The organism is Citrobacter sp. BIDMC107 (genome assembly GCF_001037575.1).
Classification (GTDB): domain Bacteria; phylum Pseudomonadota; class Gammaproteobacteria; order Enterobacterales; family Enterobacteriaceae; genus Citrobacter; species Citrobacter freundii.
In genome coordinates this window covers 813327-836066 of record NZ_KQ089848.1, presented here as the reverse complement: position 1 = coordinate 836066, position 22740 = coordinate 813327, and the positions used below count along the sequence as shown (strand labels likewise).

Sequence of the window (22740 nt, the reverse complement as noted above, 5' to 3'; positions counted from 1 at the left end):
GCTTAAGGAAGGCTCACGCATGCTCCCATCCCGTTCTGCTCCGGCTCCTTTTTACGAAAAGGTCAAACAGGAGATCAGCGAAAAAATTGCCAGCGGTATCTGGCAGCCTCACGATCGCATTCCGTCTGAGGCAGAACTGGTGGCGCAGTATGGTTTCAGCCGCATGACCATCAACCGGGCGCTGCGTGAGTTAACGGATGAAGGTTTACTGGTGCGTTTGCAGGGCGTGGGGACGTTTGTCGCCGAGCCAAAAGGTCAGTCCGCGCTATTTGAAATTCGCAGCATCGCGGATGAAATCAACGCCCGTCAGCATCAGCACCGGTGCGAAGTGCTGACGCTGGAAAGAACCCGGGCAAACGCGCAGCAGGCTTTGGTATTAAACGTCAAAGAAGGCACCTCTATTTTTCACTCTGTCATGGTGCACTACGAGAACGATCTGCCGGTACAGATTGAAGATCGCTGCGTGAATGCCGAAATTGTGCCGGAGTATCTGGCGCAGGATTACAGCCAGACTACGCCGCACGCTTACCTGTCGCTGATAGCCCCCTTGACCGAAGGTGAGCATATTGTTGAAGCGGTACGTGCCAGCGCCGAAGAGTGCGCGCTGCTGAACATCAAAGAACACGATCCCTGCCTGCTGATCCGCCGCAAGACCTGGTCCGCGTCATCCATTGTCTCTCATGCCCGTTTGCTGTTCCCTGGTTCCCGCTATCGACTGCAAGGGCGGTTTATGTCCTGATACAGGAGATGAAAACCGTGATTGCTGACGCAATATAATAAAAATGTATCTTAATTGTTAAAATCATCCTTGCGGTGACTTGTATAGACAAGTATATGTTACTTATCTATCCGACGTTCGCGAGGAGTTTTCTGTCATGTCCCATAGCAAATATCGTCAGCAGGATATTCGTGCCCCACGCGGCACCACCTTAACGGCCAAAAGCTGGCTGACCGAAGCGCCGCTGCGCATGTTAATGAATAATCTGGATCCCGATGTGGCGGAAAATCCGCATGAGCTGGTGGTTTACGGCGGGATTGGCCGCGCCGCACGGGACTGGGAATGTTATGACGCCATCGTCAACGCGCTGACCAAACTGGAGACCGATGAGACGCTGCTGGTCCAGTCCGGAAAACCGGTAGGCGTATTCAAAACTCACGACAACGCACCGCGCGTGCTGATTGCCAACTCCAACCTGGTGCCACATTGGGCTACCTGGGAACATTTCAACGAACTGGACGCCAAAGGGCTGGCGATGTACGGTCAGATGACCGCCGGGAGCTGGATCTACATCGGCAGCCAGGGCATCGTGCAGGGGACTTATGAAACCTTCGTTGAGGCCGGGCGTCAGCATTATCAGGGTAACCTGAGCGGGCGCTGGGTACTGACCGCCGGACTGGGCGGTATGGGCGGGGCGCAGCCGTTAGCCGCTACGCTTGCGGGGGCGTGTTCGCTGAACATTGAATGCCAGCAAAGCCGAATCGATTTCCGTCTGCGTACCCGTTACGTGGACGAGCAGGCGACATCGCTTGACGATGCGCTGGCGCGTATCGACAAATACACTCGCGAGGGTAAAGCGGTCTCCATTGCGCTGTGTGCGAACGCCGCCGACGTTGTGCCGGAACTGGTGAAGCGCGGTGTGCGCCCGGATATGGTCACCGACCAGACCAGCGCCCACGATCCGCTGCATGGTTATCTGCCGTCTGGCTGGAGCTGGGAAGAGTATCAGGCAAAAGCGGTGTCCGATCCGCAGGGCACGGTGCAGGCGGCGAAACGTTCAATGGCAACGCACGTTGAGGCGATGCTGGCGTTTAGCAAAATGGGCGTGCCAACGTTTGATTACGGCAACAACATTCGCCAGATGGCCAAAGAGATGGGCGTGGAAAATGCCTTTGATTTCCCCGGCTTCGTACCTGCTTATATTCGACCGTTGTTCTGTCGCGGCATTGGCCCGTTCCGTTGGGTGGCGCTGTCCGGCGATCCGCAGGATATTTATAAAACAGATGCCAAAGTGAAAGAGATCGTGGCAGATGATAAGCACCTTCATCACTGGCTGGATATGGCGCGTGAGCGGATTAATTTCCAGGGTTTACCGGCGCGTATCTGCTGGGTCGGCCTGGAGTGGCGTCAGAAACTGGGGCTGGCGTTTAATGAAATGGTGCGCAGCGGTGAAGTATCCGCGCCAATTGTTATTGGCCGTGACCATCTGGACTCCGGTTCTGTTGCCAGCCCGAACCGCGAAACTGAAGCTATGCGCGACGGTTCAGACGCCGTATCCGACTGGCCGCTGCTGAACGCGCTGCTTAACACCGCCAGCGGCGCGACCTGGGTGTCGCTGCATCACGGTGGCGGGGTCGGTATGGGCTTCTCTCAGCATGCCGGGATGGTGATTGTTTGCGATGGCACCGATGAAGCCGCGGCGCGTATCGCCCGGGTCTTACATAACGATCCGGCGACCGGGGTGATGCGTCACGCCGACGCCGGATATGACATTGCGGTGGAATGCGCCGTCGAAGAAGGGCTAAATTTGCCGATGGTTGCCGCGACGCAGGAGAAACGCTGATATGAACACCATGACACTCACGCCGGGCCATCTGAGTTTTATCCAGCTACGTGAAATCTGGCAGCAGCCGGTCAAACTGAGTCTGGATGCCGGGGCGATCGATGCTATTAACGCCAGCGTCGCCTGCGTCAATAATATTGTCGCTGAAGGCCGTACGGCGTATGGCATTAATACCGGCTTTGGCCTGCTGGCCCAGACCCGTATCGCCACGGAAGATTTGCAGAATTTGCAGCGTTCGCTGGTGCTTTCCCATGCGGCAGGTGTCGGCGAGGCGCTGGACGACGCGATGGTGCGTCTGATTATGGTGCTGAAAATCAACAGCCTGGCGCGCGGTTTTTCCGGTATTCGCCTGAGCGTGATTGAAGCGCTGATTGCGCTGGTGAATGCCGAGGTATATCCGCTGATCCCGGCGAAAGGCTCCGTGGGGGCATCGGGTGACCTGGCGCCACTGGCGCATATGTCTTTGACGCTGTTGGGAGAAGGGAAGGCGCGCTGGCAGGGTGAATGGCTCCCGGCGACCGAAGCGCTGAAAAAGGCCGGGCTGGAGCCGATAACGCTGGAGGCAAAAGAAGGGCTGGCGTTGCTCAACGGCACCCAGGCTTCGACGGCCTTTGCGCTGCGCGGGCTAATTGAAGCTCAGGAACTGTTTGCGTCTGCAACGGTGTGCGGGGCGCTGACCACCGAAGCCGTGCTGGGTTCCCGTCGTCCGTTTGACGCCCGTATTCACGCCGCGCGAGGGCAGCGTGGGCAGATTGATGCCGCAACGCTGTATCGTCACGTATTGACCGACACCAGCGCGCTTTCGCAGTCGCATCATAACTGTGAGAAAGTGCAGGATCCGTATTCTCTGCGCTGTCAGCCACAGGTGATGGGGGCATGTCTGACGCAAATGCGCCAGGTGATGGATGTTCTGCTGGTGGAAGCCAATGCGGTTTCCGACAACCCGCTGGTATTTGCCGAAGAGGGGGATGTCATATCTGGTGGCAACTTCCATGCTGAACCGGTGGCGATGGCAGCAGATAATCTGGCGCTGGCGATTGCGGAAATCGGCTCGTTATCGGAGCGACGCATTGCGTTAATGATGGATAAACACATGTCGCAACTGCCGCCGTTTTTGGTGAAAAACGGTGGGGTGAACTCCGGCTTTATGATTGCTCAAGTCACGGCTGCCGCGCTGGCGAGTGAGAACAAAGCGCTGGCGCATCCGCATAGCGTAGACAGTTTACCGACGTCCGCCAACCAGGAAGATCACGTATCTATGGCTCCGGCGGCGGGGCGCAGACTGTGGGAGATGGCAGCAAATACGCGCGGCGTGATTGCCGTAGAGTGGCTGGCGGCGTGTCAGGGGATTGACCTGCGTGAAGGGTTAACCTCAAGCCCGCTGCTGGAGCAGGCGCGCCAGGCTTTACGCGAGCAGGTTGCTCATTACACGCAGGATCGCTTTTTCGCACCGGATATCGAGTGCGCGACCGAACTGTTAGCGCAAGGAACGTTGCTGAAATTGCTGCCTGAATTTCTGTAGAAAATTGCCTGATGGCGACGCTGACGCGTCTTATCAGGCTTACGGTCTGCTTTGTACGCCGGATGAGGCTAAGCCGACATCCGGCACAACAGAACTTAGCTAAATATTGCGGTAATAGAAGCGCTGGCGAGCGAGTGGAAATGGACGTTAAATCCAACCATCGCGCCGCTGGCGTCCTCATCGACATCAATACGCTCCACATCCAGTGCGTGAACTGTAAAGATATAGCGGTGGGTTTCCCCCTTCGGCGGCGCAGCGCCACCATAACCGGCTTTACCAAAATCCGTGCGTGTTTGCAGCACGCCTTCCGGCAACGCAACCAGCCCCGAGCCGTAACCTTGTGGTAAAACCCGGGTATCTGCAGGCAGGTTAACCACCACCCAGTGCCACCAGCCGGAGCCGGTTGGCGCATCAGGATCGTAACAGGTCACGACAAAGCTTTTAGTCCCGGCGGGCACATCATCCCATGCCAGATGCGGGGAAATATTATCCCCGTCATATCCCATGCCGTTAAAGACGTGGCGATGAGGAAGCTTTTCGCCATCGCGCAGATCGTTACTGATTAGTTTCATGCTGACTCCTCTCGTTAGCCAAAAAGTGTAGCCAGAAACCGTAGAGCTTACCGCCGATTAATCGCTAAAAAATGTTGCATTGCGCACAGCCTCATTGACGGCCTGGGTCAGACGACGCAGTTGTTCGGGCTTGATGATGTACGGCGGCATCAGATAAATGAGCTTACCAAACGGTCTTACCCACACGCCCTGTTCGACAAAGAACTTCTGTAACGCGGCCATATTCACCGGATGCGTGGTTTCTATCACGCCGATGGCACCAAGCACGCGTACGTCGGCGACCCAACGGGAATCTGCCGCCGGGGCGAGTTCTTCACGCAACTGCGCTTCAATGGCCGCGACCTGCGAGCGCCATTCGGCGGTTTCGAGCAGCGACAGGCTGGCAGAGGCGACGGCGCAGGCCAGTGGATTACCCATGAAAGTCGGGCCGTGCATAAAACATCCGGCTTCACCGTTACTGATGGTTTCCGCAACCAGGCGCGTGGTCAGGGTGGCGGAAAGGGTCATCGTTCCGCCGGTTAACGCTTTTCCAAGGCACAAAATGTCCGGAGTGATATCGGCATGCTCACAGGCAAACAGCTTGCCCGTGCGACCAAATCCGGTGGCGATTTCATCGGCAATCAGCAAAATGCCTTCCCGGTCACACATCTTACGGATGCGCTTTAACCACTCAGGATGGTACATGCGCATGCCGCCAGCGCCTTGCACAATCGGTTCAAGGATCACTGCCGCAATTTCGTGGCGATGTGCGGCCATCAGACGGGCAAAAGGCACCATATCCAGTTCGGCCCATTCGCCGCCCATCCGGCTTTGCGGAGCGGGCGCAAACAGGTTATCAGGCAGATAACCCTTCCACAGACTGTGCATCGAGTTGTCAGGATCGCAGACCGACATCGCGCCGAAAGTATCGCCGTGATAACCGTTACGAAATGTCAGGAAACGCTGACGGGATTCACCTTTGGCCTGCCAGTATTGCAGCGCCATTTTCATCGCGACTTCCACGGCGACCGAACCAGAATCCGCGAGAAAAACGCACTCCAGCGCCTCGGGCGTCATCGCCACCAACTGGCGACACAGCGCAATAGCCGGGGCATGGGTAATGCCGCCAAACATCACGTGCGACATGGCATCAATCTGTGTTTTCATCGCGGCATTCAGCTGCGGGTGATTGTAACCGTGGATCGCCGCCCACCAGGATGACATGCCGTCAACCAGCTTCTCACCGCTGGCTAATATCAGTTCACAACCTTCGGCACTGGCCACCGGATAAACCGGTAGCGGGGAGGTCATGGAGGTGTAAGGGTGCCAGATATGGCGTTGGTCAAACGCAAGATCGTCCGTTGTCATAATCGACTTGTAAACCAAATTAAAAAGATTTAGGTTTACAAGTCTACACCAAACTAACAACGAAACGTATACCAATATGGCTCATTCTTCTCGCTGGACAATGTCGCAAGTCACCGAATTATTTGAAAAACCGCTGCTGGATCTGTTGTTTGAAGCGCAGCAGGTTCATCGTCAGCATTTCGATCCGCGGCAGGTACAAGTTAGTACGCTGCTGTCGATTAAGACCGGTGCTTGCCCGGAAGACTGCAAATACTGCCCGCAAAGTTCCCGCTATAAAACCGGACTGGAAACGGAACGTTTGATGGAAGTTGAACAGGTTCTGGACTCTGCCCGTAAGGCGAAACAAGCCGGTTCAACGCGGTTTTGCATGGGCGCGGCGTGGAAGAACCCTCACGAACGCGATATGCCGTACCTGGAACAAATGGTTCAGGGCGTGAAAGAACTGGGGCTGGAAGCCTGTATGACGCTGGGCACGCTGGACGAATCTCAGGCCCAGCGCCTGGCCAATGCGGGTCTGGACTACTACAACCACAACCTCGACACCTCGCCGGAATTTTACGGCAATATCATTACCACCCGTTCGTATCAGGAGCGCCTGGATACGCTGGATAAAGTGCGTGAGGCGGGCATTAAAGTTTGCTCCGGCGGGATTGTGGGGCTGGGTGAAACAGTGACCGACCGCGCGGGTCTGCTGCTGCAATTAGCGAATCTGCCGACGCCGCCGGAAAGCGTGCCGATCAACATGTTGGTGAAAGTGAAGGGCACGCCGCTTGCCGATAACGACGACGTAGATGCTTTTGATTTTATTCGTACTATCGCCGTCGCGCGTATCATGATGCCGACCTCATACGTACGTCTTTCTGCCGGGCGCGAGCAGATGAACGAACAAACCCAGGCAATGTGCTTTATGGCCGGGGCCAACTCGATTTTCTACGGATGCAAACTGCTGACCACGCCGAACCCGAACGAAGATAAAGATTTATTGTTGTTCCGTAAGCTGGGTCTTAACCCGCAGCAAACGGCGGTACTGGCGGGTGATAACGAACAGCAACAACGTCTGGAGCAGGCGCTGCGTACCCCGGATACCGACGATTACTACAACGCGGCAACCGTATGACCTGGCAGCAAAAAATAGACGATGCGCTAACGGCGCGTCGTCGTGCTGATGCGTGGCGTCGGCGCTATGCAGTGACACAGGGTGCTGGTCGCTGGTTACAGGCTAGCGGTCGTCAGTATCTGAATTTCTCCAGCAACGACTATCTCGGCTTAAGCCACCATCCGCAAATTATCTGCGCGTGGCAGCAGGGCGCTGAGCATTTTGGCGTCGGCAGTGGCGGCTCGGGCCATGTCAGCGGTTATTCCGTTGCGCATCAGGCGCTGGAAGAAGAGCTGGCGCAGTGGCTCGGCTATTCCCGGGCGCTGTTGTTCATCTCCGGTTTTGCCGCTAATCAGGCAGTGATAGCCGCATTGATGGAAAAAGACGATCGCATTGTCGCCGACAGGCTTAGCCATGCCTCGCTGTTGGAGGCCGCCAGCCTTAGCCCTGCTGTTTTACGTCGCTTTACCCATAACGATCCGCAACACCTGGAGCGTCTGCTGACTTCCCCCTGTCCGGGGCAGCAGCTGGTGGTCACTGAAGGCGTATTCAGCATGGATGGCGATAGTGCGCCGCTGGCAGAAATCCACGCGGTGGCGAAACGGCAGGGCGCGTGGCTGCTGGTGGATGATGCGCATGGGATTGGCGTAAGCGGTGAGGAAGGGCGCGGTTCGTGCTCTCGACAACAGGTGAAACCTGAGCTGCTCGTAGTGACGTTTGGCAAAGGGTTTGGCGTCAGCGGTGCGGCGATCCTGTGTTCTGATAGCGTGGCCGACTATCTGTTGCAGTTTGCCCGCCATCTGATCTACAGCACCAGTATGCCACCGGCGCAGGCGCAGGCTTTACGCGCCGCGCTGGCGGTGATCCGCAGCCGTGAAGGCGATGAACGCCGGGAAAAGTTAGCGATGCTGATCCAGCGTTTTCGCGCTGGGGTGAATACTACGGATTTGACGCTGGCGCATTCAGATAGCGCTATTCAACCGCTGATCGTTGGCGACAATCATAAAGCCCTGCAACTGGCACAGACGTTACGGCAACAGGGATGCTGGGTGACGGCAATTCGCCCACCAACGGTGCCCACCGGTACGGCCAGATTACGGCTGACGCTGACTCAGGCGCATGAGGTGCAGGATATCGATCGTCTACTGGAGGTGTTGCATGGCACAGGTCAATAAACAGGCGATTGCCGCCGCGTTTGGCCGCGCTGCCACCCACTATGAGCAACACGCAGAGCTACAACGTCAGAGTGCCGATGCGTTACTGGCACAACTCGATGGCCGGGCGTTCTCAAGGGTTTTGGACGCGGGCTGTGGGCCTGGGCGTATGAGTCGCTACTGGCGGGAGCAGGGGAGCGAGGTCTGCGCGCTGGATCTGTCGGCGCAAATGCTGGCTGAAGCGCAGCGTCACGATGTTGCCCATCACTATCTGCTGGCGGATATCGAAGCCATTCCGCAGGCCGCTGCCACTTTCGACCTGGCCTGGAGCAATCTGGCCGTGCAGTGGTGCAGCGACCTACGCGGTGCGTTAAGCGAGCTATACCGGGTGGTGCGTCCTGGCGGAACGGTGGCGTTTAGTACCCTGGCGCAAGGTTCGATGCCGGAACTTCGTCAGGCGTGGCGAACAGTTGATGACCGGGAGCACGCCAACCGTTTTTTGCCCGTGGAGCAACTGGAAAACGCGCTGTGCGGCTGGGACGTTGAATACCAGTCTCAAGCCGTCACGCTGTGGTTTGACGATGCGCTGAGCGCCATGCGCTCGTTGAAGGGTATTGGTGCGACGCATTTGCATGATGGACGCGAGCAGCGTGTGCTGACCCGCTCGCAACTGCGTCAGCTACAGCTCGCCTGGCCCTGTCAGCAGGGGAAATATCCGCTGACTTATCATCTTTTTTTGGGAGTGATTCAACGTGACTAACACGTATTTTGTCACCGGGACGGACACTGAAGTAGGTAAAACTATCGCCAGCTGTGCGTTGCTTCAGGCGGCGGGACAGTTGGGATTGCGAACCGTCGGCTATAAGCCGGTGGCGTCAGGCAGTGAAATGACGGATGAAGGTCTGCGAAACAGTGATGCGCTGGCGCTACAGCGCAACAGCGTTGTAGCCGTGGATTATGCAGCCATCAATCCGTATACCTTCGCGGAACCTACCTCACCGCATATCATCAGTGCTGACGAAGGGCGCCCCATTCAGGCCTCCGTGATGTCTGCGGGTTTACGCCTGCTTGAAGAACAGGCTGACTGGGTATTGGTGGAAGGTGCAGGCGGATGGTTTACGCCGCTTTCGCCAACGCTGAGTTTTTCTGACTGGGTAAAAGAGGAACAACTGCCGGTGATTCTGGTGGTTGGCGTTAAGCTCGGTTGTATCAATCATGCCATTTTGACCGCCCTGGCGGTGCAGCAGGCCGGGCTGACGCTCGCCGGATGGGTTGCCAATGATGTGACGCCCCCCGGCAAGCGTCATGCTGAATATATGGCGACGCTAAAGCGTGCGCTTGCGGCTCCGCTGCTGGGGGAAATTCCCTGGCTGGCAGAAGAGCCGGAGCAAGCATCGACAGGTCGTTATATCGATCTTAGCGTTTTGTCTCTGGCATCCACCAGTCGTTGATTAGCGGGTCGCTGAATTGTGTTATTTGCCCTTGAGCCACGTTGCGGCCACGATGTAACAAGCAATAGCAGTCGGCGACCCGACGAATGAACGGCAGGCTCTGCTCCGCGAGCATAATGGTGATGCCAAGCTCCTGGCTTAGCCTCACAATCAGATTCCCCAGTTTGTGGATATACGCCTGGCCTGTTCCTCGTGTGGGCTCATCGAGGATCAGCAGACGCGGGCGAGTGACCAACGCGCTGGCGAGTGCAAGCTGGTGCTGATTTTCCTCCGACAATGCCACCCCTTTGGCCTGACGCAGTACAAACAGCTGTGGAAACAGGCGGTAAATATCGCTGCTGTTCATTGCTTCGCTTTCCTCAACCGCCTGGCGCGCAATGTGCAGATTTTCCTCTACCGTCAACTGCGAAAAAATTCGCCGCTCCTGTGATACACAGTTAATACCTAGTGCAATGCGCTTTGCCGCCGGAATCTGAAGCAGATCGCAAGGTGGTGCGCCAGCCTGATGCCAGAACATGGTTCCGCTCTCAATCGGTAAATTGCCGATGATGCAATTGGCAAGCGTAGTCTTTCCCATCCCTGGAAGACCCAGCACGGCGGTACATTTACCGGGCAACAGGTCGAGATCGACATCCCAAAGCGAGTGTTGATTACCGTAATAGTGATTCACTGCACGAAGACTCAACATAGATTTCTCCCTCATGATGATATCCGCCTCGCGGAATGGTGGTCGGGAGAAAACTGCAAATCTCTTGCCAGAAGCGGAATTGGGGAAAAATACAGCAGGATGGCGTGCAACGCTGGCGCTAAATTCTTACTGACCGCATTCCTGACGTTCTTTTGTGCACATTGGCAGTGCCTGGTGGTGTCGTGATGGTGCAGGCAGGAAAATGATGAAAATGCGAGCAAGATCTCGGCCATCCGAGGTCGCTTCGTTAGCTGATAAATATCAAAAAATAGCGATAATTTTTTTTTATCCCACCAGAAAAGACCATCAGGACGTTTTTGCCAGGCTACAGTCCATACGGGCTGGAGGCAGTTATCCACTATTCCTGTGGATAACCTTGTGTATTAGGGTTAGAAAACACAATGTAAGCGAGAGAAGACGCGGCCTGCGACTAAATTGATGCGAAAGACGGCTCGAGATAATAATCATTAAATTACAGGATGTTAGATAAATGCAATGGCTGTCGCAGAAGTGTCATGCGTTGCCACAAAACTTTCATCGAGTAGCTTGACAAATGTTAAAAAAGTCATTGGTTTGGGGATAACACATTTTTGCTGGTGTTTTATCTTGCCTGCGGACAAATTTTAGCCTGTAGTCACGGCCATTTTGCTGGGGTAACAGAAATATTCTGGCGCGTTACTGTTTTTTCATCCAGTATATTTTACTGGCAAAATATACTGCTGCGAGTAAAATTACACACCTGCCCGCCCATTGCTTCAGGTAGCTGCTCATGAGTAAACCGTTCAAACTAAATTCCGCTTTTAAACCCTCTGGCGATCAGCCTGAGGCGATTCGTCGCCTGGAAGAAGGTCTGGAGGATGGTCTGGCGCATCAGACGCTACTGGGGGTGACAGGGTCGGGGAAAACATTCACCATCGCTAACGTGATTGCGGACTTGCAGCGTCCTACCATGGTGCTGGCCCCCAATAAGACACTTGCTGCTCAGCTGTACGGTGAGATGAAAGAGTTCTTCCCGGATAATGCGGTGGAGTATTTTGTCTCTTACTACGACTATTATCAGCCGGAAGCCTACGTACCCAGTTCTGACACCTTCATCGAGAAAGATGCTTCGGTCAACGAACATATTGAGCAGATGCGTCTGTCGGCAACCAAAGCGCTGCTGGAACGTCGCGATGTCGTTGTCGTGGCGTCGGTTTCCGCGATTTATGGTCTGGGTGACCCGGATCTGTACCTGAAAATGATGCTGCACCTGACGGTGGGGATGATTATCGACCAGCGTGCGATCCTGCGTCGTCTGGCGGAGCTGCAATATACCCGCAACGATCAGGCATTCCAGCGCGGGACCTTCCGCGTGCGCGGTGAAGTGATCGACATTTTCCCGGCAGAATCCGATGACATCGCGCTGCGCGTGGAACTGTTTGATGAAGAGGTTGAACGTTTATCGCTGTTTGACCCGCTGACCGGACAGGTCGAATCCACAATTTCGCGCTACACCATCTATCCTAAAACGCACTACGTGACGCCGCGAGAACGTATCGTGCAGGCGATGGAAGAAATCAAAGTTGAGCTGGCAGAGCGACGTAAAGTCCTGTTGGCAAATAACAAACTGCTGGAAGAACAGCGCTTAAGTCAGCGTACCCAGTTCGATTTGGAAATGATGAATGAGCTGGGTTACTGCTCGGGGATTGAAAACTACTCCCGCTATCTGTCCGGGCGCGGCCCTGGCGAGCCGCCGCCGACGCTGTTTGATTACCTGCCTGCCGATGGCCTGCTGGTGGTGGATGAATCCCACGTGACTATCCCGCAAATTGGCGGCATGTATCGCGGCGATCGGGCGCGTAAAGAAACCCTGGTCGAATACGGATTCCGTCTGCCGTCGGCGCTGGATAACCGTCCGCTCAAATTTGAAGAGTTCGAGGCGCTGGCTCCGCAAACTATCTACGTTTCGGCGACGCCGGGCAACTATGAGCTGGAGAAATCCGGTGATGAAGTGGTCGATCAGGTGGTACGACCGACCGGCCTGCTGGATCCGGTCATTGAGGTGCGTCCGGTGGCGACGCAGGTTGACGATCTGCTGTCGGAGATCCGCACCCGTGCGGCGATTAACGAACGTGTGCTGGTCACCACGCTGACCAAACGGATGGCAGAAGACCTCACAGAATACCTCGAAGAACATGGCGAGCGGGTGCGTTATCTGCACTCTGACATCGATACTGTGGAACGCATGGAAATCATTCGTGACCTGCGTCTGGGCGAGTTTGACGTGCTGGTGGGTATCAACCTGTTACGTGAAGGTCTGGACATGCCTGAGGTCTCCCTGGTGGCGATTCTGGACGCAGACAAAGAAGGGTTCCTGCGTTCTGAACGTTCGCTTATCCAGACCATCGGTCGTGCGGCGCGTAACATCAACGGTAAGGCTATTCTCTACGGCGATAAAATTACCGCCTCAATGGCTAAAGCGATTGGTGAAACCGAACGTCGTCGTGAGAAACAGCAACTCTACAACGAAGAGCACGGTATTACGCCGCAGGGCCTGAATAAGAAAGTGGTCGATATTCTGGCGCTGGGTCAGAATATTGCGAAGACCAAGGCGAAAGGCAAAGGGAAGTCACGTGCAGGCGCGAAGTCTGAAGTTGTTGAACTGGATATGACGCCAAAAGCGCTGCAGCAGAAGATTCACGAGCTGGAAGGGCAGATGATGCAGCATGCGCAGAATCTTGAATTTGAAGAGGCAGCGACGATCCGCGACCAGTTGCATCAACTGCGCGAGTTGTTTATCGCAGCATCGTAAGAGTGTGCCGGATGCGGGGTAAACCCCTTATCCGGCCTACGGCAAAGATCGCGTTCGTAGGTCGGATGCCGGAGCAGAGCGTTTTGTAGGCCTGATAAGCGCCGCGCATCAGGTAAATCCGTTTAGCCTAGCGCCTGCACCGCTTTCTCCAGCGCACTATGCAATAGCTGGCGGTCATGGCGGTAGGGAATATCGCTGGCTTCCAGCACTTCCTGAATGACAACGCGGTCGGTAACGGCGGAAGCATCCACTTTCGGACCCACTACTACCGCATCAATCACTTTCTTCCCGACGTACTGTTCAATAATGGCCAGCTTATCGCTAAGCGTCAGGCTGGCTGCTGGCAGGCTTAATTCGCGCCCAAGATTGCCTATATAGACCATCGGAGCCGGTGTGCGACGCAAGGCCTGCGCCATTTCGTCGAGCAGCAGGATCGGCATCAGGCTGGTGTAAAAACTGCCTGGCCCAATTAAAATCAAATCAGCTTCAGCGATAGCCTCTACTGCTTCCCGCGTGGTGGGGACTTTTGGCGACAGCATCAGCTCCTGAGGCGGGATGGTGAGCTGATCGATATTCACTTCACCATACACCTCATGCCCCTGATCGTCGATAGCCATCAAATCCACCGGCAGCTCCGACATCGGAATTAAATGCGCGTCGACTTTCAACAGGCTTCGAATTAAATTGATGGCTTCCAGAGGCCGCACGCTGAGGTGATCGAGCGCTTTTAACATCAGATTTCCGAGGTTATGCCCGGAAAGTTCGCCATTACCCCCAAAACGATACTCAAACATGGCTGATGCAACGCTGGGTTGGGTTATTAACTGGTTCAGACAGTTACGCATGTCTCCCCAGGCTATCCCTCCTTCAGAGCGACGAATACGGCCTGTCGAGCCGCCGTTATCTGTGGTGGTGACGATACCCGTCAGGCGGGAACCTAATGGGGAAAGAGAGGAGAGAACGCGTCCTAATCCATGCCCTCCGCCGAGAGCGACAACGCGGTCCAGATCTGCCAGCGTGCGAGTGCGCATATATTTTCCTGATATCAATTGATCGGCGCTACAGTAACGTAAATAGCGTGTTTTCAGCAATTATCCAGTCGGCATCTGCCGTAATTATTTTCTGCGATCTACTCCTTTCTGACGAGATCCACCTGATGGCAAGATGATGTATATCAATGCAAAACTGTGGTTTTTGCTTATTCTGTAGCGAAATTGCACGATCATGTCGTTATGTATGTATTTATATAACGAAAGTGTACATGGCAAAAGCGTCATTTACACGCTAGTATCGGCATAACCACTAAGTACTCTTAATAATTTGAGTTGCCGGAAGCCAACGCATCTGCAACACGAAGTATGACGAGTATAAACACTCTAGCCTCTGCACCTGGGTCAAATGATACGGTGCTTTGGCCGTGACAAGACTTGAAAAAGTTTGTCACCAGGGCGCAGGAAGAAATGACTACGTCTCCCGTATTTGGAAAGGTGTACATGGGCTCTCAACTTACCGATGCTTTCGCACGTAAGTTTTACTACTTACGTTTGTCGATTACCGATGTGTGTAACTTTCGTTGCACCTACTGCCTGCCGGATGGCTATAAGCCCGGTGGGGTCACCAATAACGGCTTTCTGACCGTTGATGAAATTCGCCGTGTCACGCGCGCGTTCGCCAGTCTGGGAACGGAAAAAGTGCGTCTGACAGGGGGCGAACCTTCACTGCGTCGCGACTTTACGGACATTATCGCCGCCGTGCGCGAAAACGACGCCATCCGTCAGATTGCGGTAACCACCAATGGTTATCGTCTGGCGCGCGATGCTGCTGCCTGGCGCGATGCCGGACTGACCGCGCTCAACGTCAGCGTCGACAGCCTGGATGCCCGTCAGTTTCATGCCATTACCGGGCAGGACAAGTTTCAACAGGTGATGGCAGGCATTGACGCCGCCTTTGATGCGGGTTTTGAAAAAGTGAAAGTCAACACCGTGCTGATGCGCGACGTAAACCATCATCAACTGGACACCTTCCTTGCGTGGATCCAACCTCGGCCAATCCAACTGCGTTTTATTGAACTGATGGAAACGGGCGAGGGCAGCTCTCTCTTCCGTAAACACCATATCTCCGGACAGGTACTTCGCGATGAGCTGCTGCGTCGCGGCTGGATCCACCAGATCCGACAGCGCAGCGACGGCCCGGCTCAGGTTTTCTGTCATCCTGATTATGTTGGTGAAATTGGTCTGATCATGCCTTATGAGAAAGACTTCTGCGCCACCTGTAATCGTCTGCGCGTTTCCTCTGTTGGCAAGCTTCATCTGTGTTTATTTGGTGAAGGCGGCGTAAGCCTGCGTGATTTGCTGGAAGATGACGCTCAGCAGCCGGCGCTGGAAGAACGTATTTCAGCCGCGCTGCTGGAGAAAAAGCAGACCCATTTCCTGCATCAGAACAATACCGGTATTACGCAAAACTTATCTTACATTGGCGGCTGATCGCTAAAAGGAGTTTTTCATGAGTCAGGTAAGCGCTGAATTTATCCCGACACGCATTGCTATTCTTACTGTTTCCAACCGTCGCGGCGAAGAAGATGACACCTCCGGCCATTATCTGCGTGACTCGGCGCAAGAAGCGGGTCATCAGATTGTCGATAAGGCGATTGTCAAAGAAAACCGTTACGCCATCCGCGCCCAGGTTTCTGCCTGGATTGCCAGTGATGATGTACAGGTAGTGCTCATTACCGGCGGTACCGGGTTAACCGAAGGGGACCAGGCGCCGGAAGCGCTGCAACCGCTGTTTGACAGAGAAGTTGAAGGGTTTGGCGAAGTCTTCCGTATGCTGTCGTTTGAAGAGATTGGCACCGCGACGCTGCAATCCCGCGCGATTGCCGGAGTGGCCAATAAAACGCTGATTTTCGCCATGCCGGGTTCGACCAAAGCGTGTCGTACCGCCTGGGAAAATATCATTGCGCCGCAGCTTGATGCCCGTACGCGTCCGTGTAATTTCCACCCACATTTGAAGAAATAAGTATGTCGCAACTGACTCATATTAACGCCGCTGGCGAAGCGCATATGGTGGATGTCTCCGCCAAAGCGGAAACTGTACGCGAGGCGCGTGCTGAAGCATTCGTGACTATGCGTAGCGAAACGCTGGCGATGATTATCGATGGCAGCCACCATAAAGGTGATGTATTCGCCACGGCGCGTATTGCGGGTATTCAGGCCGCCAAACGTACCTGGGATCTTATCCCGCTGTGCCATCCGCTGATGCTGAGTAAGGTGGAAGTCAATCTTCACGCTGAACCGGAGCACAACCGCGTACGGATTGAAACGCTGTGTCGCCTGACCGGTAAAACCGGCGTTGAAATGGAAGCGTTAACGGCGGCCTCCGTGGCGGCGTTGACCATCTACGATATGTGCAAAGCGGTGCAAAAGGATATGGTGATTGGTCCGGTGCGTCTGCTGGCAAAAAGCGGCGGCAAGTCCGGAGATTTTAAGGTAGATGCGCATGATTAAGGTTCTCTTCTTTGCTCAGGTACGCGAACTGGTAAACACCGATGCGTTAGAGGTTGCCGCCGAGTTTGCAACGGTAGAAGCGCTGCGCAAGCATCTTGCGGCAAAAAGCGATCGCTGGGCGTTGGCGCTGGAAGACGGCAAGCTGCTGGCGGCGGTAAATCAGACGTTGGTCAGTTTTGATCATCCTCTTAACGCGGGTGATGAAGTCGCTTTCTTCCCGCCCGTAACCGGAGGCTAAAATGACTGAAACGCGAATTGTTGTTGGCCCTGCGCCGTTTCGCGTCGGGGATGAGTATCCCTGGCTGGCAGAGCGCGATGAAGATGGCGCGGTAGTCACTTTCACCGGTAAAGTGCGCAATCACAATCTCGGTGACAGCGTTAAGGCGTTAACGCTGGAACACTATCCGGGAATGACCGAAAAAGCGCTGGCGGAGATTGTCGACGAAGCGCGTTTGCGCTGGCCGCTGGGTCGGGTGACGGTGATTCATCGCATTGGCGAACTGTGGCCGGGTGACGAAATCGTGTTTGTTGGCGTGACCAGTGCGCATCGCAGCAGCGCGTTTGATGCCGGGCAGTTCATTATGGATTACCTGAAAACCCGCGCGCCGTTCTGGAAGCGCGAGGCCACGCCGGAAGGTGAGCGCTGGGTTGATGCCCGAGACAGCGATAAGCTAGCAGCAAAACGCTGGTAGAGTACAATTGTTGTAGGCTCATACTGATTCAGGAGATTGTCATGGACCGATTCCCACGATCCGATTCTATTGTACAGGCCCGTTCCGGCCTGCAAACGTATATGGCGCAGGTATACGGCTGGATGACCTGCGGACTGTTGCTGACGGCGTTTATCGCCTGGTATGCGGCAAATACGCCCGCAGTGATGATGTTTGTCTTCTCCAGCAAAATCACCTTCTTTGGCCTGATCATCGCTCAACTGGCGCTGGTGTTCGTCCTGTCCGGCATGGTGCAAAGGCTGAGCGCGGGTATGGCGACCACGCTGTTTATGCTCTATTCGGCATTAACCGGGCTGACGCTATCAAGCATTTTTATCGTCTATACCTACTCGTCTATCGCCAGCACCTTTGTGGTTACCGGAGGGATGTTCGGGATCATGAGCTTGTATGGCTACACCACCAAACGTGATCTGAGCGGCTTCGGCAATATGCTGTTTATGGCGCTGATTGGTATTGTGCTGGCCTCGCTGGTTAACTTCTGGCTGAAGAGTGAAGCGTTGATGTGGGCGGTGACGTACATAGGGGTGATTGTGTTTGTCGGCCTGACCGCCTATGACACGCAGAAGCTGAAAAATATCGGTGAGCAGATCGATCTGCGCGACAGTTCCAACTTGCGTAAATACGCTATTCTTGGGGCGTTAACGCTGTATCTGGACTTCATTAACCTGTTCCTGATGCTGCTGCGTATCTTCGGCAATCGTCGTTAATTTTCCGTCACCGGATGGCGTAAGCCGCCATCCGGTGAATTATTTCGCCATCGCCTTCTCGTTTTTTACCCGCAACTTTTTTGCCCGACTCTCCAGCAGCAAATAACACACCAGTGCCAGAAGCAGCGGAATAAAATAGTACAACACGCGATACGCGAGCAGGGCAGCAATGATCGTTCCCTGAGACGAGTCCTCTCCTGCCAGCAGCGCCATAAACACCGCTTCCAGCACGCCGATCCCCGCCGGAATATGCACGATTACGCCGGCAATACTGCTCACCAGCAGCACGCCCAGCACGAAGAAATAATCGATATTCTGACCGATCAACAACCAGATAATCGCCCCCATTACCATCCAGTTCGCACTGGATATCGTCATTTGCGCGAGGGCAAATTTCCAGGAGGGCAGCACCAGTCTTTGGCCCTTGATGGTGATGTGACGATGTTTAGCGAAGGCGCAAAACCACAGATAAACAACAATAATCAGCAGCAGCGCAATGCCTAAGATGCGCAATGTGCCTTCATCGATATACCAGTGTGCGGGCAGTTCGACGACGCCGAAGGTAAATATAAAACCGCCCAGCAGAATATAGCCCAGCCAGTTAGTGGTAATACTCAGCGAAAAAATCCGCGTTATTGTGCCCCCCGGCAATCCGAGGCGCGAGTAAAGGCGATAACGCATCCCTATACCACCCACCCAGGTGCTCAACGTCAGGTTGAAGGCGTAACAGATAAATGACACCAGCATGACCTGGCGTTTTGCCAGTTTGTGGCCGCAGTAGTAGCGCCCGAGCAGATCATAACAGCCGTAAAGTAAATAACTGACGATCACCAACCCCACGGCGCTGAGCAGGGCGATCCGATTGTAATCGCGAATTACCGTCCACACTTCCTGCCAGTTGACCTTGCTGGCATAAACAACCAGCAGCACGATCACCGCAATAAAAAACAGCCATGTGAGGATCTTTTTCGCTAACCGCCAGCGTCGGTGGCTTTTTGCCATCAGGTTTTCCCTCCTGCATCCTCAGTTTGTATACGGTCTTGAGTTTCCAGAGCAGGCTGCGCGGGCGGCTCTACCTCGGCCAGATGCGGGGTATGCGCCGGCAGCCAGCCGACCAGCGCCGGGAAGTGGCGTAAAAAGTGGAAGGCCAGTACGCTCTTGGTCAGGTTCCACCAGGTGCGTTTTGGCAGCATGGATTCATCAACCCGCTTGCAGTCCTGCGCAATAATAGGATTCAGGTTGTCACGCAGGGTCTGATTAAACGTGCGGTCATGAATAATCAGATTTGCCTCCAGATTCAGTGACAGGCTCAGTGGATCAAGATTGCTGGAACCCACCGTCGCCCAGTGATCGTCCATCAGCGCCACTTTGCCATGCAGAGGTTTACGGCGGTATTCATAGACATGGACGCCGCCTTTTACCAGATAGTTGTACAGCAGGCGGGCACCCACTTTCACAATCGGCATATCCGGTTCACCTTGCACGATGAGTTTTACCCGCACGCCCCGTCGGGCCGCTTTACGCATGGCATGCAGAAAGCGATAGCCGGGAAAGAAGTAGGCATTGGCGATGATCACTTCCCGCCGTGCCTGGGTCAGCATTTTCAGATAGTGGCGTTCAATATCATCACGATGTTCTTCGTTATCGCGCCAGACAAACAGCGCCTGCGCTTCGCCGGGGCGATGATTGTCGATTGCCCGGTGATGACGTCGCCACCAGCGTCGTACAGCACTCTGTCCGGGCAAGTTTTCCAGCACGAATTTCAGAATGTCAGCAACGACTGGACCTTCAACGCGCACGGCGTAATCCTGCTTGGCCTCCGGACCGTAATCAGACATGTGTTCAGCGGAGTAATTGATGCCGCCAACAAAGGCAACACGATCATCAATGACCACAATTTTGCGATGCATACGGCGAAAGAGATTAGTGCGCATCCCGAACAGACGCGGACGCGGATCGTAGTAGCGGAAAACAACGCCGGCTACGGTGAGCTCTTCGACAAAACTGTCGCTAAGATCCGGCGAGCCGTAGCCATCCAGCAGCACCTCTGCTTTGATTCCTCGCCGGGCGGCTTCGAGCAACGCGGCATGCAGCTGTTTTCCTACCGCATCTTCAAACCAGATAAAGGTCTCGAGGATTATTTTTTGCTGTGCCTGTTCAATGGCGTCAAAGACGGCGGGGTAGAATTGATCGCCGTTTTCCAGCAGTTGAATTTGATTGCCTTCACGCCAGCCATATTTCATAAATGAATCTCCGCACTCAGAGGGGCATGATCGGACAAATGTCGCCAGTGACGCAGCGCCAGCGTCGTTGGGGTACTGGCATTCGCGTTTTTCACATAGATCCTGTCCAGACGCAGCAGGGGAAACTGCACCGGAAATGTTCGCGCTGGGCGGCCGTGGGCGCGGGTAAAAATCTCGTCAAGGCCAGCTTTGGCTTTCAACGGGCGATTGGCCGTTTGCCGCCAGTCGTTAAAATCCCCGGCAATCACCACCGGCTCCGCGTCGGGCAGGGCGTTAACCCAGTCTGCCAGCATCGCGAGCTGGGCCTGGCGGTGAGCTTCACGCAGGCCGAGGTGCACACACATCACATGGATGGGGTGGGAGAGCATTGGCGGTACGATTCGGCAGTAAAGGACTCCGCGCTTTTCACTCGCGCCGACCGAAACATCACGATTTTCATAATGCTCAATGGGATACCGCGACAGCACAGCATTACCGTGATGTCCCTGCGGGTACACGGCGTTACGCCCGTAGGCGAAGTCGCTCCACATCGTGTCCGCCAGAAATTCGTAGTGGCTGGTATCCGGCCAGTTCTCAATGTGCAGCGAATGAGCTTCGTGCTCACCCATCACTTCCTGCAGGCATACAATGTCTGCACCGACCGTTCTGACGGCCTCCCTTAGCTCAGGTAAAATAAAACGCCGGTTGAAGGCGGTGAACCCTTTGTGAGTATTAATGGTGAGCACATTGAATGAAAATTGAACTCCCGATCCGCTCATGAGCCTCCCGTTGGCGTCACTTCCTAAATAAAATAGTGTAGTCATCGTCACAAAAAGATGCAGTGTTGCGGAATTTTCCGTAAAGTCCGGTACTCTGAACAATTAGTTGAAAATCCTTCAGGAGAAAAGCCATGAGGTGGCAACAACGTGTTCGTGTCGCAACGGGTCTAAGTTGCTGGCAGATTGTGTTGCATTTACTGGTAGTGGCGTTGCTGGTAATGGGCTGGATGAGCGGCACGCTGGTGCGCGTCGGCCTGGGATTATGCGTCGTTTACGGCGTAACGGTTTTATTAATGCTGGCCTTGCAACGTCACCATGAACAACGCTGGCGTGACGTCGCTGATGTGCTGGAAGAGCTGACTACCACGTGGTATTTCGGTGCCGCAATGATCGTGCTGTGGTTGCTGTCGCGCGTGCTGCAAAACAACGTCTTGCTGGCACTGGCGGGTCTGGTGATCCTGGCCGGACCCGCCGTGGTCTCGCTGCTGGCGAAAGACAAAAAGCTACATCACCTTACGTCGAAACATCGCATACGCCGCTGAGCCGGTTGTGGCCGCTATCACCAACAGCGGCCACAAACTTCCCCAGACAATCTGCAGACTCGCATCCTTCAGGTAAATCTGTTTCGTGATGTCCGTAAAATGGCGGATCGGGTTTATCCACGTCAGATTCTGCAACCAGACCGGCATGTTTTCGACCGGTGAGACGTAGCCCGAGAGTAAAATCGCCGGCATCATAAACACAAACACGCCGATAAACGCTTGCTGCTGGGTGGCGCACAGCGATGAAATCAGCAGACCAAAGCCGACCAGCGACAGCCCGTAAATTACCATTGTGAAATAGAACAACCCCAGTGAACCGGCAAATGGAATGTCATAAGCCCAGATACCAATTGCCAGCACAATGGTGGCCTGAAAAGTAGCCACAATCAGCGCGGGCACAGCTTTACCGATGAAAATCTGCCAGGTGGTAAGTGGGGAGACCAGCAGCTGATCCAGCGTACCTTGCTCGCGCTCGCGAGCAACCGAAAGCGAGGTGACGATCATTACGCCGATAGTGGTGATCATGGCGATCAGCGACGGCACCACGAACCATTTATAATCCAGATTCGGGTTGTACCAGTTACGCACGACCAGCTCGCTGTTGTTTGGTTTCAGCTTGCCGTCCATCAGCTCCTGCTGATACGTCTTAACGATTTGCTGCAGGTAATTGGCGGCAATTTGCGCGCTGTTGGAGTTACGCCCGTCGAGGATAATCTGCATAGGAGCTTGCTGGAAGGTGTCCAGGTTGCGCGAAAAATTGGCCGGGAAGCGCACCAGCAGCAGGGCTTTTTGCGTATCGATGGTAGGCTTAATCTCCTGCGGGCTTTTCAGCAGCAGAACATGCGTAAAAGCGCTGGCGCGGGCGAAGCGCTGGGTAAGCTCAACCGAATGTTTACCGTTGTCTTCGTTATAGATAGCGATCGTGGCGTTGGTGACTTCCAGCGTTGCCGCGAACGGGAACAGGATCACCTGAATCAGCACCGGTAAAATCAGAATGGCTCGCGTCTGCGGTTCGCGTAATAGCGATTGCAGCTCTTTGCGAATTAATGTCCATAAGCGATGAAACATGCCCGT

At 54.8% G+C, this 22740-nt stretch carries 23 protein-coding genes and 1 riboswitch; of the genes, 15 read left to right on the top strand and 8 right to left on the bottom strand.

Annotated features, from left to right (window positions below; genetic code table 11):
- The first annotated feature begins 19 nt into the window (after nucleotides 1-19).
- The 3 genes from SK39_RS04030 to hutH all read left to right on the top strand — a co-directional run bounded on the left by SK39_RS04030 (nucleotide 20) and on the right by hutH (nucleotide 4083).
- Entirely contained in the window at nucleotides 20-739 is a 720-nt protein-coding gene (locus tag SK39_RS04030; protein ID WP_003023059.1) for a histidine utilization repressor, read from the top strand.
- Nucleotides 740-875: 136 nt separating this feature from the next.
- Nucleotides 876-2561, top strand: a complete 1686-nt coding sequence (hutU, locus tag SK39_RS04025) for a urocanate hydratase (RefSeq protein ID WP_003837071.1) — start codon at nucleotides 876-878, stop codon at nucleotides 2559-2561.
- A gap of 1 nt (nucleotide 2562) precedes the next feature.
- Nucleotides 2563-4083 carry a histidine ammonia-lyase gene (gene hutH / locus SK39_RS04020; protein ID WP_003837068.1) on the top strand — a complete coding sequence of 507 codons (1521 nt, stop codon included), beginning with the start codon at nucleotides 2563-2565 and terminating at the stop codon, nucleotides 4081-4083.
- A gap of 95 nt (nucleotides 4084-4178) precedes the next feature.
- On the opposite strand, the gene SK39_RS04015 is transcribed toward hutH, so the two are convergent.
- Nucleotides 4179-4655, bottom strand: coding sequence for a kinase inhibitor (locus SK39_RS04015; RefSeq protein WP_044701085.1), 477 nt, complete (start codon nucleotides 4653-4655; stop codon nucleotides 4179-4181).
- Nucleotides 4656-4712: 57 nt separating this feature from the next.
- Nucleotides 4713-6002 carry an adenosylmethionine--8-amino-7-oxononanoate transaminase gene (gene bioA, locus SK39_RS04010; protein WP_044701086.1) on the bottom strand — a complete coding sequence of 430 codons (1290 nt, stop codon included), beginning with the start codon at nucleotides 6000-6002 and terminating at the stop codon, nucleotides 4713-4715.
- Nucleotides 6003-6078: 76 nt separating this feature from the next.
- Between bioA and bioB the strand changes: the two genes are divergently transcribed.
- The 4 genes from bioB to bioD are packed head-to-tail and all read left to right on the top strand — an operon-like array spanning nucleotide 6079 to nucleotide 9703.
- The gene (gene bioB, locus SK39_RS04005) at nucleotides 6079-7119 is read left to right on the top strand and encodes a biotin synthase BioB (RefSeq protein ID WP_003837062.1); all 1041 of its coding nucleotides are present in this window, start codon (nucleotides 6079-6081) and stop codon (nucleotides 7117-7119) included.
- Nucleotides 7116-8273 (top strand): 8-amino-7-oxononanoate synthase, encoded by a 1158-nt coding sequence (gene bioF, locus SK39_RS04000; protein WP_048216682.1) that lies wholly within the window; start codon nucleotides 7116-7118, stop codon nucleotides 8271-8273. Before bioB ends, bioF begins: the two co-directional genes overlap by 4 nt.
- A complete protein-coding gene (gene bioC / locus SK39_RS03995; RefSeq protein ID WP_048216681.1) occupies nucleotides 8257-9012 on the top strand; it encodes a malonyl-ACP O-methyltransferase BioC in 756 nt (251 codons plus the stop codon). Before bioF ends, bioC begins: the two co-directional genes overlap by 17 nt.
- On the top strand, nucleotides 9005-9703 hold the full coding sequence (bioD, locus tag SK39_RS03990; RefSeq protein WP_003035179.1) for a dethiobiotin synthase: 699 nt from the start codon (nucleotides 9005-9007) through the stop codon (nucleotides 9701-9703). The genes bioC and bioD overlap by 8 nt, the downstream gene beginning before the upstream one ends.
- Here the strand turns inward: bioD and SK39_RS03985 are convergent.
- A complete protein-coding gene (locus SK39_RS03985) occupies nucleotides 9669-10391 on the bottom strand; it encodes an ABC transporter ATP-binding protein (RefSeq protein WP_003035181.1) in 723 nt (240 codons plus the stop codon). The two genes, bioD and SK39_RS03985, sit on opposite strands and share 35 nt — an antisense overlap.
- 769 nt (nucleotides 10392-11160) lie before the next feature.
- Here SK39_RS03985 and uvrB point away from each other — a divergent pair.
- A complete protein-coding gene (gene uvrB / locus SK39_RS03980) occupies nucleotides 11161-13182 on the top strand; it encodes an excinuclease ABC subunit UvrB (RefSeq protein ID WP_003837055.1) in 2022 nt (673 codons plus the stop codon).
- 122 nt (nucleotides 13183-13304) lie between these two features.
- Here the strand turns inward: uvrB and yvcK are convergent, their stop codons facing one another.
- Entirely contained in the window at nucleotides 13305-14213 is a 909-nt protein-coding gene (yvcK, locus tag SK39_RS03975) for a uridine diphosphate-N-acetylglucosamine-binding protein YvcK (protein WP_044712612.1), read from the bottom strand.
- Between the two features lie 329 nt (nucleotides 14214-14542).
- Nucleotides 14543-14688: riboswitch (molybdenum cofactor riboswitch) on the top strand.
- Here yvcK and moaA point away from each other — a divergent pair.
- From moaA to SK39_RS03945, 6 genes are all read left to right on the top strand, one after another.
- A complete protein-coding gene (moaA, locus tag SK39_RS03970; RefSeq protein WP_032934386.1) occupies nucleotides 14676-15665 on the top strand; it encodes a GTP 3',8-cyclase MoaA in 990 nt (329 codons plus the stop codon). It overlaps the preceding riboswitch by 13 nt.
- 19 nt (nucleotides 15666-15684) lie before the next feature.
- Nucleotides 15685-16197, top strand: coding sequence for a molybdenum cofactor biosynthesis protein B (moaB, locus tag SK39_RS03965; RefSeq protein ID WP_003035187.1), 513 nt, complete (start codon nucleotides 15685-15687; stop codon nucleotides 16195-16197).
- A gap of 2 nt (nucleotides 16198-16199) precedes the next feature.
- Nucleotides 16200-16685: a cyclic pyranopterin monophosphate synthase MoaC gene (gene moaC / locus SK39_RS03960; protein WP_003035188.1), complete on the top strand. Its 486-nt coding sequence runs from the start codon at nucleotides 16200-16202 to the stop codon at nucleotides 16683-16685.
- The gene (moaD, locus tag SK39_RS03955) at nucleotides 16678-16923 is read left to right on the top strand and encodes a molybdopterin synthase sulfur carrier subunit (RefSeq protein ID WP_032948888.1); all 246 of its coding nucleotides are present in this window, start codon (nucleotides 16678-16680) and stop codon (nucleotides 16921-16923) included. The genes moaC and moaD overlap by 8 nt, the downstream gene beginning before the upstream one ends.
- Before the next feature lies 1 nt (nucleotide 16924).
- Nucleotides 16925-17377: a molybdopterin synthase catalytic subunit MoaE gene (moaE, locus tag SK39_RS03950; protein ID WP_032938561.1), complete on the top strand. Its 453-nt coding sequence runs from the start codon at nucleotides 16925-16927 to the stop codon at nucleotides 17375-17377.
- A gap of 41 nt (nucleotides 17378-17418) precedes the next feature.
- Nucleotides 17419-18123 carry a Bax inhibitor-1/YccA family protein gene (locus SK39_RS03945; protein ID WP_003831536.1) on the top strand — a complete coding sequence of 235 codons (705 nt, stop codon included), beginning with the start codon at nucleotides 17419-17421 and terminating at the stop codon, nucleotides 18121-18123.
- Between the two features lie 39 nt (nucleotides 18124-18162).
- Here SK39_RS03945 and SK39_RS03940 read toward each other — a convergent pair whose 3' ends face one another.
- From SK39_RS03940 to SK39_RS03930, 3 genes are read right to left on the bottom strand one after another with little or no spacing between them, the layout of a single operon-like run.
- Nucleotides 18163-19125 carry a lysylphosphatidylglycerol synthase domain-containing protein gene (locus SK39_RS03940; RefSeq protein WP_048216680.1) on the bottom strand — a complete coding sequence of 321 codons (963 nt, stop codon included), beginning with the start codon at nucleotides 19123-19125 and terminating at the stop codon, nucleotides 18163-18165.
- Nucleotides 19125-20366: a cardiolipin synthase ClsB gene (clsB, locus tag SK39_RS03935; RefSeq protein ID WP_003845400.1), complete on the bottom strand. Its 1242-nt coding sequence runs from the start codon at nucleotides 20364-20366 to the stop codon at nucleotides 19125-19127. The genes SK39_RS03940 and clsB overlap by 1 nt, the downstream gene beginning before the upstream one ends.
- On the bottom strand, nucleotides 20363-21124 hold the full coding sequence (locus tag SK39_RS03930; protein ID WP_003837036.1) for an endonuclease/exonuclease/phosphatase family protein: 762 nt from the start codon (nucleotides 21122-21124) through the stop codon (nucleotides 20363-20365). Before SK39_RS03930 ends, clsB begins: the two co-directional genes overlap by 4 nt.
- A 131-nt stretch (nucleotides 21125-21255) precedes the next feature.
- Here SK39_RS03930 and SK39_RS03925 point away from each other — a divergent pair, with 131 nt between their 5' ends.
- Nucleotides 21256-21666, top strand: coding sequence for a YbhQ family protein (locus SK39_RS03925; RefSeq protein WP_003035203.1), 411 nt, complete (start codon nucleotides 21256-21258; stop codon nucleotides 21664-21666).
- Here SK39_RS03925 and SK39_RS03920 read toward each other — a convergent pair.
- On the bottom strand, nucleotides 21628-22734 hold the full coding sequence (locus SK39_RS03920; protein ID WP_003035205.1) for an ABC transporter permease: 1107 nt from the start codon (nucleotides 22732-22734) through the stop codon (nucleotides 21628-21630). The genes SK39_RS03925 and SK39_RS03920 overlap by 39 nt on opposite strands.
- Between the last annotated feature and the right edge of the window lie 6 nt (nucleotides 22735-22740).